13 protein-coding genes and 1 pseudogene are annotated in these 13525 nt (G+C 69.7%); 11 read left to right on the plus strand and 3 right to left on the minus strand.

What is annotated here, in order from left to right; genetic code table 11:
* Window positions 1–19: 19 nt before the first annotated feature.
* Window positions 20–688 (minus strand): nitroreductase family protein, encoded by a 669-nt coding sequence (locus tag BN13_RS06065; RefSeq protein ID WP_048545271.1) that lies wholly within the window; start codon window positions 686–688, stop codon window positions 20–22.
* 49 nt (window positions 689–737) lie between these two features.
* On the opposite strand from BN13_RS06065, the gene BN13_RS06070 reads away from it, so the two are divergent.
* From BN13_RS06070 to BN13_RS06085, 4 genes are all read left to right on the plus strand, one after another.
* Complete coding sequence (locus BN13_RS06070; RefSeq protein ID WP_048545273.1) at window positions 738–3422, plus strand: bifunctional acetate--CoA ligase family protein/GNAT family N-acetyltransferase; 2685 nt, start codon at window positions 738–740, stop codon at window positions 3420–3422.
* 93 nt (window positions 3423–3515) lie between these two features.
* Complete coding sequence (locus BN13_RS06075) at window positions 3516–4112, plus strand: DUF5998 family protein (RefSeq protein ID WP_048545275.1); 597 nt, start codon at window positions 3516–3518, stop codon at window positions 4110–4112.
* A gap of 11 nt (window positions 4113–4123) precedes the next feature.
* Window positions 4124–5272, plus strand: coding sequence for an alkaline phosphatase family protein (locus BN13_RS06080; protein WP_048545276.1), 1149 nt, complete (start codon window positions 4124–4126; stop codon window positions 5270–5272).
* A gap of 11 nt (window positions 5273–5283) precedes the next feature.
* Window positions 5284–5958 (plus strand): thymidine kinase, encoded by a 675-nt coding sequence (locus tag BN13_RS06085; protein WP_048545278.1) that lies wholly within the window; start codon window positions 5284–5286, stop codon window positions 5956–5958.
* Window positions 5959–6120: 162 nt separating this feature from the next.
* Here the strand turns inward: BN13_RS06085 and sepH are convergent, their stop codons facing one another.
* Window positions 6121–7536 carry a septation protein SepH gene (gene sepH / locus BN13_RS06090; RefSeq protein ID WP_048545280.1) on the minus strand — a complete coding sequence of 472 codons (1416 nt, stop codon included), beginning with the start codon at window positions 7534–7536 and terminating at the stop codon, window positions 6121–6123.
* A 203-nt stretch (window positions 7537–7739) separates the two neighbouring features.
* Here sepH and BN13_RS06095 point away from each other — a divergent pair, with 203 nt between their 5' ends.
* The 7 genes from BN13_RS06095 (at window position 7740) to BN13_RS06125 (ending at window position 12505) form a co-directional block, all read left to right on the plus strand.
* The gene (locus tag BN13_RS06095) at window positions 7740–8786 is read left to right on the plus strand and encodes a ferrochelatase (protein ID WP_048545282.1); all 1047 of its coding nucleotides are present in this window, start codon (window positions 7740–7742) and stop codon (window positions 8784–8786) included.
* A gap of 12 nt (window positions 8787–8798) precedes the next feature.
* Window positions 8799–9656 carry an inositol monophosphatase family protein gene (locus tag BN13_RS06100; RefSeq protein WP_048545284.1) on the plus strand — a complete coding sequence of 286 codons (858 nt, stop codon included), beginning with the start codon at window positions 8799–8801 and terminating at the stop codon, window positions 9654–9656.
* 220 nt (window positions 9657–9876) lie between these two features.
* Window positions 9877–10176: a DUF4193 domain-containing protein gene (locus BN13_RS06105; protein ID WP_048545286.1), complete on the plus strand. Its 300-nt coding sequence runs from the start codon at window positions 9877–9879 to the stop codon at window positions 10174–10176.
* Between the two features lie 43 nt (window positions 10177–10219).
* Window positions 10220–10705: a dUTP diphosphatase gene (dut, locus tag BN13_RS06110; RefSeq protein ID WP_235433954.1), complete on the plus strand. Its 486-nt coding sequence runs from the start codon at window positions 10220–10222 to the stop codon at window positions 10703–10705.
* Between the two features lie 67 nt (window positions 10706–10772).
* Window positions 10773–11468 carry a DUF3710 domain-containing protein gene (locus BN13_RS06115; RefSeq protein ID WP_048545288.1) on the plus strand — a complete coding sequence of 232 codons (696 nt, stop codon included), beginning with the start codon at window positions 10773–10775 and terminating at the stop codon, window positions 11466–11468.
* Window positions 11469–11846, plus strand: a complete 378-nt coding sequence (locus tag BN13_RS06120) for an OB-fold nucleic acid binding domain-containing protein (protein WP_048545289.1) — start codon at window positions 11469–11471, stop codon at window positions 11844–11846.
* Window positions 11843–12505, plus strand: coding sequence for a DUF3159 domain-containing protein (locus BN13_RS06125; protein ID WP_048545291.1), 663 nt, complete (start codon window positions 11843–11845; stop codon window positions 12503–12505). Before BN13_RS06120 ends, BN13_RS06125 begins: the two co-directional genes overlap by 4 nt.
* Before the next feature lie 12 nt (window positions 12506–12517).
* Here BN13_RS06125 and BN13_RS06130 read toward each other — a convergent pair.
* Window positions 12518–13525: pseudogene (locus BN13_RS06130) on the minus strand (IS630 family transposase); the annotation flags it as partial.

The following is a 13525-nucleotide window of genomic DNA, read 5'->3' on the forward strand; positions in this document are numbered from 1 at the left end:
GTCGGCCCGCCCGATCGGTCTAGGGTCTGCCCGGCATTCTCGCCGACGGTGGGTCGGCGCGCTCACGGGGCGCGCCGAACCGGCCCCAATGGGTGATGTCGGCGCCGCGTCGACGTGGGCGGTCCAGGGACCGGCTGCGATGGCGGCTGGCTGGGGTGCCCAGGGCGATCATCCCCACGATCACCCGATCCGGCGGTATGCCGAATGCCGCCTTCACCCCGGACTGCGACTCTCCCGGGACACCAAAGAAGAGCGCTCCCAGACCCGCGTCCTGGGCGCCGAGGAGCAGGATCATCGCGCCCATCGCCACGTCGGTGAGCCAGTAGGGCACCGGCCAGTCCTGCGCGTCGGGGGCCCGGCCGCCTTTGTCGGGCGCGGCATACCGCTGCCGGTAGGCACCCTCGTCGGCGAGGCAGAGGATCAGCACCGGCGCCTCGCGGACCCCGGCGAGCCAGGCGCGGCGCGCGGGCGAGGCCGACTCCGCCGAGGATGGAGTCGCCGCTTCCCAGAACGTGGCGACCTCGTCGGCGGAGGAAAGGACGACATACTCCGCCCCCTGAGTGTGGCCGGCGCTCGGGGCGAACGCGGCCAGGTCGAGGAGGCCGGCCAGCACCTCCCGCGGGACCGCTGGTTCGGACGCGAAACGGCGGGTCATCCGGCGGGCGCGGACCAGCGCGGCATACGTCATGGGGGGAGTCTGCCAACCGGTTGTCGGTCGCCGGTGAGAGCATGTCCGCATGGCTGAGGATGTCGTGCAGTATCCGCTTGAGTGGGAGGCCGATGTCGTCCTGCGCGACGGCGGCGTCGCCCACCTGCGGCCGATTCAACCCGAGGACGCCGAGGCCATCGTGCGCTTCCACGAGCGGCAGTCCGACGAGTCGATCTACCTGCGCTTCTTCGCCCCGATCCGTCAGCTCAGCGAGCGGGACTTGCGCCGGTTCACCAATGTCGACCACGACGACCGCGTCGCGCTGGTGGCTACGCACCGCGGCGAGATCATCGGGGTGGGGCGATACGACAAGATCACCCCGACCGACGCCGAGGTCGCCTTCAATGTCTCGGATCGGCATCAGGGCAAGGGCATCGGGTCGGTGCTGTTGGAGCACCTGGCCGCGATCGGCCGCGAGGAGGGGCTGACCAGCTTCAGTGCCGAGGTGTTGCCGCAGAACGGCAAGATGCTGAAGGTGTTCGCCGACGCGGGCTACAGCGTGTCGCGCCGCATCGAGGACGGGGTCGTCCAGGTGCACTTCGATATCGAGCCGACGGAGAAGTCCGAGGAGGTTCGGCTCGCCCGCGAGCACCGCGCCGAGTCCCTGAGCATCGCTCGCCTGCTCGCTCCCCGCACGATCGCCCTCGTGGGCGCGAGCCGGGAAGAGGGTCGCGTCGGGCACGTGCTGCTGCGCCACCTTCGCGACGGCGGGTTCACCGGGGATCTGTATGCCGTGAATCCGCATGCCGACGACATCCTGGGCGTCCCCACCGTCGATCGGCTCGGGGCCATCGAGGGACCGGTCGATCTGGTGGTCATCGCGGTGCCGGCCGAGAAGGTTCTCGACGTCGTCGATGAGTGCGCCGCCGCCGATGTGCACGCCCTGGTCATCGTTTCGGCGGGTTTTGCCGAGTCGCGGGAGAAGGCCGGTCTGAAGTTGGAGCGCCAGGTGCTGCGCCGCGCCCGCGACAGCGGTATGCGGATCGTCGGCCCTACCTCATTCGGTCTCGTCAACACGAGCCCGGAGGTGTCGATGAACGCCTCGTTCGCCCCGTCGATGCCTGGTCGCGGCCACTTCGGCCTGTTCTCCCAGAGCGGTCCGCTCGGCATTGCGGTGCTGGAGTCCGCCCATCGCCGCGGGCTGGGGCTGTCTAGCTTCGCCTCGGTCGGCAACCGGCTCGACGTCTCCGGCAACGACCTCATGCAGTTCTGGATGGACGATCCGGCCACCCACGCCGTCGGCCTCTATCTCGAATCGATGGGCAACCCGCGCAAGTTCTCCCGCATCGCCCGCCGGCTGGCGCTCGCCAAGCCCGTAGTGGTCATCAAGCCTGGCATCTCGCGCTATGGCGCGCCCCCCGGGCATCGCGTCCGCGACACCGAGGTGGCGCCCGAGGCCTTCGCGGCCATGCTCGGGCAAGCGGGTGCCATCCACGTCGAGAATATCCACCAGATGTTCGACGTCGCGCAGGTGCTTATCCACCAGCCTGAGTCCAGTGGCTCGCGCGTTGCCATTGTCGCCAACTCGGCGCAACTCGCCCAGCTTGCCGCGGAGACCTCGGTCAGTTGGGGTCTCGACATCGTGGGCAACCCGACCTCGGTTCCGCCCGACTCGGAGCTCGACGCCTTCCTGCGGGCGGTGGGCGAGGCGACCCATCGCCCCGACGTCGACGCGGTGTTCCTCTGCTTCGCGCCGCCGGTTGAGCCGGTGACGGAAGAGACCCTCGATGCGCTGCGCTCGGCAGTGGCCGGTTCGGACAAGACCTGTGTCGCGACGGTCATTGGTTCCTATGGCGTGTCCGGGGGGTTGGCCCACCGGGCGCCTACGGGAGGCGGTGCGGGCGAGACGGTCGACCCGGCACGGGAGTTGCCGTTCTACACCACCCCCGAGGACGCCGCCCGCGCCCTCGCCGCCGCGACGAGGTATGCCGCGTGGCGCCGCCGCGACAAGGGCACCCTCCTGCCGCGGCAGGGTGTCGATCGGGCGGCTGCCGACGCCCTGATCGAGCCGATCCTGGCCCAGTGCCCGGAGGGGCGGGACCTCACGGAAGACGAAGTGTGGAGGCTGCTCGCGGCATACGGCATCGATCTGTGGTCCCGCCTTCCCGCGCTGACGGAGGACGAGGCGGTCGACGCCGCCCGGACGCTGGGCTACCCGGTGGTGCTGAAGTCCACCTCGCCGCTCGTGCGGGCGCAGTCGGTCCTAACCGGCGTGCGGATCGACCTACAGGATGACGCCGCCGTGCGCGCCGCGTTTCGGTCGCTGTCGCAGGCGCTGGCTCCCTTCGATGCCGACCACTTTGTCGTGCAACGGATGGCGCTTCAAGGGGTTTCGACGGTGGTCGCGTGCTCCGAGGACCGCTTGTTCGGTCCTGTCGTCCGATTCAGTCTGGCGGGCATCAGCACAGATGTGCTCGGCGACATCGGCTATCGCATCCCACCCCTGACCGATGTCGACGTGACCGACCTGATCGGCTCGATCAAGGGCGCGCGCCTGCTCGACGGCTATCGGGGGGCGCCCGCGGTCAACAGGAGGGCGCTGGCCGACATCATCGGCCGGGTCTCCATGCTCGGCGACGACTTCAGTGAGATTGCCTCAATCGAGCTCAACCCAGTCGTCGTGCACCCCGGGGGGGTGCAGGTGCTGGGCGCGACGGCCACGATCGCCAAGCGGGCCAAGCGCAAGGACGCGGGCCGGCGCACGCTCACCTGAGCCGTCCTCGCCCGGTTCGGCCCCACGGTCGAGAGGCCGAGGGTCGGGCGGTCGGAATCGGGGGCTGTCGGCGGGCTGCGGCACAATGACGTCATGTCACCCCGACCTCAGCGTCCCGCGCTGACGCTCCTGCCAGCACCGCTGCGATCCGCGATCGAGCGCGCTGGCTACTACCCCCAGCTCGTCTGCGATGTCATCGGGGCAGCGCTGGCCGATGAGGAGGTGCGGGCGCACCTGGTGCACCAAGACACGACGTTCGATCACGACGTCATCCGTCGGCACGTCACCGTTCTTGTCCTGACACCGTCACGGCTGATCATCGCCCACGCCGACGACTTCACCGACGACCCCAATGGCGACGAGGACGTCGCTACCGCGACGACCGAGTCGGTGCCGCTGAGCCTCGTGCGCGGCATCATGCTGACGCATGTCGTGCCCAACCCGAGGGCCTACCGCCCCGGCAGCCTCGGTCGCGAGATCACCCTCACCGTGGGTTGGGGCACGGTCAACCGCGTCGACCTCTTGCCGGCAAGCTGCGGCGACCCCAACTGCGGGGCCGATCACGGCTTCGAGGGCACGATCGCCTCCGACGACCTGGTGCTGCGCATCAGCGCCGACGCCGACGGCAGCGACAAACTCACCGAAGCAATGGCGTTCGCCCACGCCCTGTCGGCCAGCGTCGGGTCCTGACCCCTGCCGGTATGCCGCCCACCCCGCCCCCGCTCCATCCGCCGAGCTACACGCACGGCGCCCTACCCGACGTCCTGCCGTCGGTCCTTGCGTCGATGGGTCGACCGGTGGCCGGGCCCGGGGCACTCGCGCTGCCACCCTCCCGCAGCGCGGTGGTGGTGCTCTTGGACGGTCTCGGGGAGCGGCTGTTGCGGCGGCGGGCCGGCCATGCGCCATACCTGAGATCGTTGTTGGGATCGAATCCGACTCTGGCAAGCGGCTTTCCCGCGACCACAGCCACCTCGACGGTGTCCCTTGCAACCGGCCTGCCGCCGGGGGAGCACGGCATTCTCGGCTATCAGTCGCTGATCCCCGAGACGGGGGCGGTCTTCGACCACCTGTCGTGGGAGGGCGGCCCAGATCCGCTCCGGTGGCAACCCCGCCAGACCGTGTTCGAGCGGGCGGCGGCGAGCGGCATACCCGTGGCCACGATCGGCCTGCCCCGGTTCGCGGGCTCCGGGCTGACGGTTGCGGCGTTGCGGGGCGGCTCGTTCATCGGTGCGGCGTCCCTCGGGGCCGGAGTGCGCGCGGCCGTGACCTTTGTCCGGGCACATCCGGGGGCACTCGTGTATCTCTATTGGGGAGATATCGACAAGGCGGGGCATGAGCTGGGCTGCGCCTCGACTAAGTGGACGACGATGTTGGAGGAGGCCGACGCCCACCTGCGACGGCTCGCCGAGCAGTTGCCCGGCGACACGGCCCTGCATGTGACCGCGGATCACGGAATGGTCGATGTTGCGTTCGCGGATCGCATTGACCTGGCGGCCGACGCCGAACTCGCCGCGGGCATCCGGGCCACGGGAGGCGAGCCGCGAGCTCCGCACCTCTATTGCACGCCCGGGGCCGCGGACGACGTTGCGGCGACGTGGGCGGCCCGGTTCGGCGACAACGCGCTCGTGCGGACCCGGGATCGGGCGATTTCCGAGGGGTGGTTCGGCTCGACTGCGGCGGACAACCGTGCCCGGATCGGCGACGTGGTGGTCGCGTTTGCCGCGGACAGGGCTGTCGAGGACAGCCGCACGTCCAAGCCGGTGCTGTTGACGCTGTTGGGCATGCACGGCTCAATGACGCCCGACGAAGTCGAGGTCCCCTTGCTCACCCACCCGGCGGCGGTTGCTTAAAGTTAGCCCTCGTGGCGGAACTGGTCTTCTTCTCCGGGACGATGGATTGCGGCAAGTCGACCCTCGCCCTGCAGATGGACCACAACCATCGCGCGCGCGGGCGCTCGGGCCTGATCCTGACCCGGCTGGATCGTGCTGGCGAGTCGGTGCTGTCCTCCCGGCTGGGCCTCTCGACCGGTGCCGTCGAAGTCGTGGACGGCCTCGATCTGTGGGACGTGGTGGTCGAGCGCCTGACCGGCGGGCATCGCGTGGACTTTGTGATCGGCGATGAGGCGCAGTTCTATGCCCCGGCGCAGGTGGAGCAGCTCGCTCGGATCGTCGATGAGCTGGATATCGATGTTTATACCTTCGGGATCACCGCGGACTTCCGCACGGAACTCTTCCCGGGGTCGCGGCGGCTGATCGAGTTGGCGGACCGCGTCCAAGTGCTGCAAGTGGAGGCCCTGTGCTGGTGTGGTCGTCGGGCCACCCACAACGCCCGTGTCGTCGACGGGGTCATGGTGGTCGAGGGTGAGCAGGTGGTCGTCGGCGACACCGCAGGGGGCCAGGCCGGGCACGTCGAGTACGAGGTGTTGTGCCGGCGCCACTACATGCGGCGCATGAACAGCCAGGCGGCGCACGCGGCGGCGGTGTCGGCCGACGTGCTCCCACTGGAACTCGACGCCTGTCCGCTGCCCACGGTTTAGCTCACTGTGTGAGGCAATGCTCGTGCCGGGACGCGCGGACATTTGGAATACCAATGATCTGCAGCCGGGCTGCCCGCCCTGCTTGTGACCGGCCCGGTGGGCCGGGATAGGTATTCCATCTGTCCGCTCATACCCCGGTGCAAGGGAGGAGAGCGCGGCGGGCTAGTCGGAGGAGCCGCGAGACGGGCCGAACATCACGTCATTCCAGTCAGGAACCCCGACCCGGCCGCGCCGCTTGCTCGGCGGGAGAGTTGGCTTGGGTGCAGGGCTGCTGGTGGCAGCGTCGGGGGCTAGCTCCTGGTCGGCTGCGGCGCCCTCGACGCCCGCCGATTCCACCTCGGCATCGTCGGTGGCAGTCGGCTCATCCTCGACAACCTCCGGTTCGACCACCTCGCGTTCGTCAGCCTCAGGTTCGTCCGCCTGGGGTTCGTCCGCCTGGGGTTGGGCAGGCTCCGGCTTGGTCGACTGGGCGTCGTCGGCCTGGGGCTCGGCGATGCTCCCGCTCTCGATAGGGGCGTCCACTTCCTCCAACTGTTCCTGGGCGGGTGCTTCCGGGTCGGCCATGTCTTCCAACGGCAACTGCGGTATGCCGCGCGCGTCCTCCCCGCGCGAGCCCGCGGGCGGGACTCCCCGCGAACCGGCCGGGGGAGCCCCGGCAATGTCGACGGCGGCCGAGCCCGCCTCGGCCGAAGAGACACCGCCGCGTGACCCCACCGCCTGCGCGGTCCCCGAAGGTGAACCAGTCCCGGCCGCGCTAGCTCCGGCCGCGGCGGCTCCCGCCGCGCTGCTCCCCGCCGACGTGCTACCGCCAGCCCGACCGCGGCGCCGCGGGCCACGCCGGCCACTCGCGTGAGTCGTCTCGCGCAGCGCCGTCAGCAGGGCGTCGGTCTCGCCGCTGCGCGGGTGTTCCGGCTCGTCGATGCCCAGGTCACCGGCGACGACACCGCCGGCGGCGTCCACGTCATACACAACCTCGCCGGTGAAGCGCGGCGGCGTCGGGACGTGCCCGCCCGCGCCTTCGTCCTCGGACAACCAGCGCGCCTCGTCGTCCTGCGCCTCCAATACACCCGCCGCGTGGTCGAAACGCCAGGTCGCCTCACGATTGCGACCTCCGGCGGTGAACAGCACGTGCACGTGCCAATCGCCGTCGACCGGCCGGGTGGCGTCCCATTCGGTCTGGTCCGCCGCAACACCGCGACCGATCAAGCGGCGCTCCACTCGCGTGGACAGCAGCTCAGGCTCGCCGCCACCGCGTGGGTGCAGCCGTGCATTCATGGCCAGGCCCACGACGTGCCCCCGCTCGGCGAGCACGGGAGCCTCGAAGACCCCCACCTTGCTCAGCGCCCACCCGGCGCGCTGCGCCACATCCTCCGCGCTCACGCCGGCCCGGATGAGGGACTGGACCTCGCGCGCCGTGAGCGTCGGCAGCGCCGCCTCTCGGGTCGCCTTCGCCGCGACGCGCGTCACCGCGGCCCGGAACCGGTTGTCGAGGGGAAGCCGATACCGGGTGCCGTCCTCGTCGGCGAGCAGCGCGAACCGCCCGTCCTCGTGGACGCCAATGAACCGTAGGTTCTGCATCGTCTCGTGGAACTTCCTGGTCGAGGCGGCTCGGGCCGCCGACGAGCAAATTGTGTCGGCATGACTTTGCCATGTTCGCGCTGTCAGCGCGGCACTCCCACGCCGCCGTCCCACCCTGCCGCCCTCAGTCCGGCTCCTCCACCTCGCCCTACCCAGACCCCCTGCCAGACCGCCTCCCGGCTCCCGCCGAGTACGGTGGCCCCGTGTCTGGCCACCCCCTCGCTCCCTACGATGCCTGCGTCGTCTTGTCCTTCGGTGGTCCCGAGGGGCCGGATGAGGTGCTGCCGTTCCTGCGCCGCGTGACGGCGGGGCGCGGCATACCCGATGAGCGGTTGATCGAGGTGGGGGCGCACTATGCGCTGTTCGGCGGCGTCAGCCCGATCAACGCGCAGAATCGTGCCCTTGTGGCGGCGCTGGCGTCCGAGTTCGCCGGTCGCGGCGTCGACATCCCCGTCGTGCTGGCCAACCGCAACACCCCGCCGTTCGTCGAGGACGTCCTCGCCGAGCTGTCCCCGGGGCGCATCCTCGTGCTGTTGACCAGCGCCTACCGGTCCTACTCCTCCTGCCGCCAGTACCGCGAGGACCTCGCCCGAGCCGCCCACGGCCACGACCTCGTCATCGACAAGATCGAGGCGTATGGCGATCAGCCCGCCTTCCGAGACACCCTCGCGCGCCTCGCGGGCGAGGCCATCGACGCGGCCAGCGGGGTCGAGCACGTGCTGACTGTCGCCCATTCGATCCCGCTCGCCATGGACGATGCATCCGGACCCCCGGAGAGCGGCGGCAACGCCTACTCCACGATGCTCGCCGAGGTCACCATCGACCTCGGCGCGCGCCTCGCGGAGCGCACCGGGGTCGCGCGTCCGATCGACCTCGTCTTTTGCTCCCGCTCCGGCCCGCCGAACCAGCCGTGGCTCGAACCCGACGTGGGCGATCGCATCGAGGAACTCGCGACCACCGGCGTACGCCGGATCGCGCTGGTCCCGATCGGCTTCGTGAGTGATCACATGGAAGTTCGCTACGACCTCGACGTCCAGGCGCGTGAGCGCGCCGAAGCGGTCGAGGTCGCCACCGTCCGCACGCCGACGGTCGGGACGGACCCCCAATTCGTCGCGATGCTGGCCGACCTCGCGCTCGCCCGCGCCGCCGAGGCCCGCGGCGAGGCCCCCGGGTGCGTTTCCGCCACCGCCTGCCCCACCGACTGCTGCCGCAACCTCCGCGCCGACCTGCCCGCGCTCTGTGGGCGCTGAAGGAACCGACCGATGACCGACCTACGCCTCGACGCTGCCCTGCTCAGGGACCTGGAGGGTTTCGCCCTGGGCGTCGCCTCCGAGGCGGCGCTGCTCATCGCCGAACGCGCCGAGGCCGGCGTGTCGGCGACCAAGTCGAGCCCGACCGATGTCGTCACGGAGATGGATCGCCGCGCGCAGGCGCTGATCGAGGAGCGGATCGCGGCATACCGACCGCAGGACGCCTTCTTCGGCGAGGAGGACGGCAACCGCGCCGGCTCCAGCGGGATCACCTGGGTCGTGGATCCGATCGACGGCACCGTCAACTACGTCTACGACATCCCGGCGTATGCCGTGTCCGTCGCCGCCGTCGTCGGCGACCCGCGGACGCCGGGCGCCTGGACGCCCGTGGCCGGGGCCGTCGTCAACCCCGTCTCGGGCGAACGCTTCTGGGCTCGCGCGGGCGGGGGAGCGTCGCGTCAGCGCGGCCGGCTCGGCGCCACGCGGATCGGGGTCTCGACGCAGCGGGACTTGTCCCTGGCCCTGATCGGCACGGGGTTCGGCTACGAGCCGGCGACACGCGCGTGGCAGGCCCGCGTCCTCGCCCCGCTGCTTCCCCGTGTGCGCGACATCCGACGCTTCGGCAGCGCCGCCCTCGACCTCTGCCACGTCGCCGACGGCAGTCTGGACGCCTATTACGAGCGCGGACTGAACCCATGGGACATGGCGGCCGGCTCGCTGATCGTCACGGAGGCAGGGGGCACCGTGAGCGGACTGGATGGGGCGCCGGCCTCACGCGACTTCGTGATCGCGGGCGGGGCGTGCGCCAACGACCTGAACCTCCTGCTGCAGGCGATCCACGAGAAAGTCGGACCGCATCCGGCCCCATGAAATTGCCCACGACGGCACCCCCGGAGCAGCGCCGGGCGGTCTCGGCATACGGTCAGACAGAAACTGAGAGCACCCCGAGGGGTGACGGATGCAGCGGAATAGGGCACAATGCGCGCCGCGGGCACAAAAGCAGAGCAGGAAACGTTAGCCGGGAGGTCGACGGTGCCCCCGCGGGAGTGGTTACTGCGCGACCGGGACAGCAAGGACGAAAGGCGAGAAGATGGCAACCGATTACGACGCACCGCGCAAGACAGATGACGAACTCTCCGAGGACTCGATCGAGGAGTTGAAGTCACGCCGGGTCGACAAGTCGACCTCGAGCGTCGACGTCGACGAGACCGAGCAGGCCGAGGGATTCGAACTCCCCGGCGCCGACCTCTCCGGCGAGGAACTGTCGGTTCGGGTCGTGCCCCGGCAGGCCGATGAGTTCACGTGCTCACGCTGCTACTTGGTGCACCACCGCAGCCAGCTCGCGTCCGAGAAGGGCGGCCAGTTCGTCTGCTCGGAGTGCGCGGCCTGAGCTTCAGCGACCCACCCAGAGACCGAGACCGGGCGAAGTCGACGTGACCACCGAGGCGAGCGCCGAGACGCGGATTGACGTCCCCGTCCGGCTGCTGCACCCGCAGGCCCGGCACCCGCACTACGCGCACCCGGGCGATGCGGGGGCCGACCTGTCGGCGGTCGCCGAGCTGACCTTGGCCCCCGGCGAGCGGGCCCTGGTGCCGACCGGGATCGCGCTCGCCATACCGCTCGGCTGGGTCGGCCTCGTCCATCCCCGCTCGGGTCTGGCCGCCAAGCACGGGATCACCATCGTCAACGCCCCGGGAACGGTCGACGCGGGGTACCGCGGCGAGATCCTGGTCAATTTGCTCAACACCGACCCAAGCAACTCCATCACGATCTCGCCGGGGGACCGGATCGCCCAGATCGTCTTCCAGGAGGTCGCTCGGGCCGATTTCACGGAGGTCGATTCGCTTCCGGAGACCGCGCGGGGAGACACTGGTCACGGTTCGACCGGCGGCTTCCCCGCACCCACCCAAGCCGGGTGACACGGCCGGGCCGGGCACGCACCATACGCACGCCGTTGTTTTGTTCAGAACGCAAGTGAGGACCACCGTGAGTCTGTTCCGCCGTCGCACCGCCGACACCCCGGCGTCAGAGGAGGCGGTTTCGGAGACCCCCGACGCCACGCCCACCTCGGGCCGGCCACAAGGGCCGTGGGATGCCAGCGAAGTCGACCTCACGGTCGGCCGCCTCGACCTCGGCTCATTGCTGATCAGCCCGACGCAGGGGCTTGAGTTGCGCATCGAGATGGATCAGGAGACCGACACGATCGCCGGCATCCAACTCATCGTCGGGGAGTCGGCGGCCCAGGTTCAGGCCTTCGCGGCGCCCCGCTCCGGCGGGCAGTGGGACGAGATTCGTGAAGAGCTCGCCGCGTCGATCGTCGCCGCCGGCGGCACCGTCGAGCAGGAGGACGGCGAGTTCGGGTCCGAATTGCGCGTTCGACTGCCCCAGGTGTCCCCTGAGGGGCGGACGGTCTTCGCCCCCGCGCGCTTTCTGGGCATCGAAGGCCCGCGCTGGTTCGTGCGGGCCGTGGTCTCTGGCCGCGCGGCCCTCGACACCCAGGGTGTCGATCCGGTGATCGAGGCGTTGCGGGGCTTGGTCGTGGTGCGGGGCGCCCACCCGATGGCGCCGCGCGAGCTCCTGCCGCTGCGACTGCCCGAGACGACCACCGAGGAGCCGGCGCAGCCCGCGACCCCGAGCCTCGATCCCTTCGAGCGTGGACCCGAGATCACCGAGGTCCACTAGATGTCCGGTGGGGGACTCCTGCGGCGGCTGAGCGAACGCTTCACTCAGACGGCCGATGAGGCGGAGGCTGCGGATGTGCGCCGCCGGTCGCATTCCACGGGGGCCCACGAGATCGCCGCGCTAGCGGATCGGCAGGTTGCCACGGTGGCCGGGAAGGTCCGGTCGGTGACGCTTCGGCCACAGTCGACGGTCCCGGCGCTCGTGGTCGATCTCGATGACGGGAGCCAGGTTCTGGTGTTGGTGTGGTTGGGTCGGCGCAAGATCCGCGGCATCGAGCCGGGGACCTTCCTGCGCGCCACCGGCCGGGTTTGTTATCGCGAAGAGCGGCCGACGATCTTCAACCCGGCCTATGAACTTTTGCCCAGGAGAGCCGAGTGAGCACCGCCCCCATCCATGGCACCGAGACGGTTGAGGAGATCATCCGCCACCGCCTCTCGCAGGCTGTCGGCGGGTGGCGCGGCTCCCTGGAGACGGCGCTGCCGACCATCGCATTCGTGGCGGGCTGGACCCTGACGAAAGAGGTGCGACCCAGCCTGATCGCCGCCGGTGTCGCGGCTGTGATCCTGGCGGGGCTGCGGTTGGCGCAGCGGCAGAGCCTTCAGTACGTCCTCTCGGCTGTTTTCGCGACTGCCATTGCCGCCTTCTTTGCCCTGCGCAGCGGGAAGGCCGAGGATGCCTTCCTCCCCGGCATCATGATCAATGCGGTGTATGCCGTGGGCACCCTCGTCTCGGTCCTCACCCGGTATCCGCTGATCGGCTTCCTGGTTGGGGCGGGCGATCCGGAGGCCAAGACCGATCCGCTGCGGTGGCGCCGCGACCCGAGCATGGTCCAGGTGTGCGGGCGGCTCACGCTGGTGATGGTGGCGATGTTCGCGATCCGGGTCGCAGTGATGTACCCGCTCTATCTCGCCGGCAATATTGCGGCGCTCGGCGCCGCCAAAATCGCCCTCGGCTGGCCGTTGTGGGCAGCGGCGATCGCCGTCATGGGGGCGATGCTCATGCGGGGGGCCACTCCCCATACGCCGTCGCGGGCGTAGCCCGGTCGGGACCTAGCGGTCTGTCCCAGTGTTGGTTACCTGGTTGAGGGCGACTCGGCCGCGGGTGACTTTCTCCAGGATGGACTCGGCTGATGCGGTCCAGACCAGTGGTCGAGGTTGGTCGTTGTGGGCGTTGAGGTAGTCCTCGATCGCGGTGATGAGATCGGGGACGCTCTTGAACACGCCGCGGCGCAGTGCCTTCTGGTCCAGATCCCGGAACCAACGTTCGACGAGGTTCAGCCATGACGACGAGGTCGGTGTGAAGTGCAGGTGAAACCGGGGGTGTTTCGTGAGCCACTTCGTCACGTCGGCGTGGTTGTGGGTGGCGTAGTTGTCCAAGATCAGATGCACCTGCAGGTCGGCGGGCACGGCGCGGTCGATCCTTCGCAGGAACGTCAGGAATTCATCGTGACGATGTTTGGGTAGGCACTGTCCGATCACCTTTCCCGTGGCGACTTCCAACGCGGCGAACAGCGTCGTGGTGCCGTTGCGCTTGTAATCGTGCGTCATCGTGCCGGCTCGTCCGGGCTTCAGTGGCAGCGACGGCTGGGTGCGGTCCAGCGCCTGGATCTGGCTCTTCTCGTCCATGCACAGCACGATCGCCTGCTCGGGCGGGTTCAGGTACAACCCACCACGTCAACGAGCTTGGTCTCGAATTGCGGGTCGTTGGACAACTTGAACGTGTCGACCAGGTGCGGTTTGAGCCCTCGGGCCGACCAGATCCGCTGCACTTGTGAGGACGACACGCCCGTTTTCGCGGCCATCGTCCGGCACGACCAGTGCGTCTCGCCCGCCGGTTTGGAATGCAGCGTGAGATCGACGATCTCCTCAATCTTCGCCTGCGGGATCGTCGCCTTGCGACCCCGGCCCTCCTTGACCTGCGCGAACTTCACCAGACCCTCACCTACGAACCGTTCCCGCCACGCCCGCACCGTCTTCACTGTCGCGCCCACCTGCGCCGCGATCGCGGTGTTCGCCATCCCGTCCCCGGCCAGCAGCAGCGCCCTGGCACGCTGCACC

The organism is Nostocoides jenkinsii Ben 74, from assembly GCF_001046875.1.
In the GTDB taxonomy this organism is placed as follows: domain Bacteria; phylum Actinomycetota; class Actinomycetes; order Actinomycetales; family Dermatophilaceae; genus Nostocoides_A; species Nostocoides_A jenkinsii.

Excerpts from the sequence above, each read along its gene's own strand:
- BN13_RS06065 (WP_048545271.1), bottom strand. The coding sequence starts at position 688 with ATGACGTATGCCGCGCTGGTCCGCGCCCGCCGGATGACCCGCCGTTTC.
- BN13_RS06070 (WP_048545273.1), top strand. The coding sequence starts at position 738 with ATGGCTGAGGATGTCGTGCAGTATCCGCTTGAGTGGGAGGCCGATGTC.
- BN13_RS06075 (WP_048545275.1), top strand. The coding sequence starts at position 3,516 with ATGTCACCCCGACCTCAGCGTCCCGCGCTGACGCTCCTGCCAGCACCG.
- BN13_RS06080 (WP_048545276.1), top strand. The coding sequence starts at position 4,124 with ATGCCGCCCACCCCGCCCCCGCTCCATCCGCCGAGCTACACGCACGGC.
- sepH (WP_048545280.1), bottom strand. The coding sequence starts at position 7,536 with ATGCAGAACCTACGGTTCATTGGCGTCCACGAGGACGGGCGGTTCGCG.
- BN13_RS06100 (WP_048545284.1), top strand. The coding sequence starts at position 8,799 with ATGACCGACCTACGCCTCGACGCTGCCCTGCTCAGGGACCTGGAGGGT.
- BN13_RS06105 (WP_048545286.1), top strand. The coding sequence starts at position 9,877 with ATGGCAACCGATTACGACGCACCGCGCAAGACAGATGACGAACTCTCC.
- BN13_RS06120 (WP_048545289.1), top strand. The coding sequence starts at position 11,469 with ATGTCCGGTGGGGGACTCCTGCGGCGGCTGAGCGAACGCTTCACTCAG.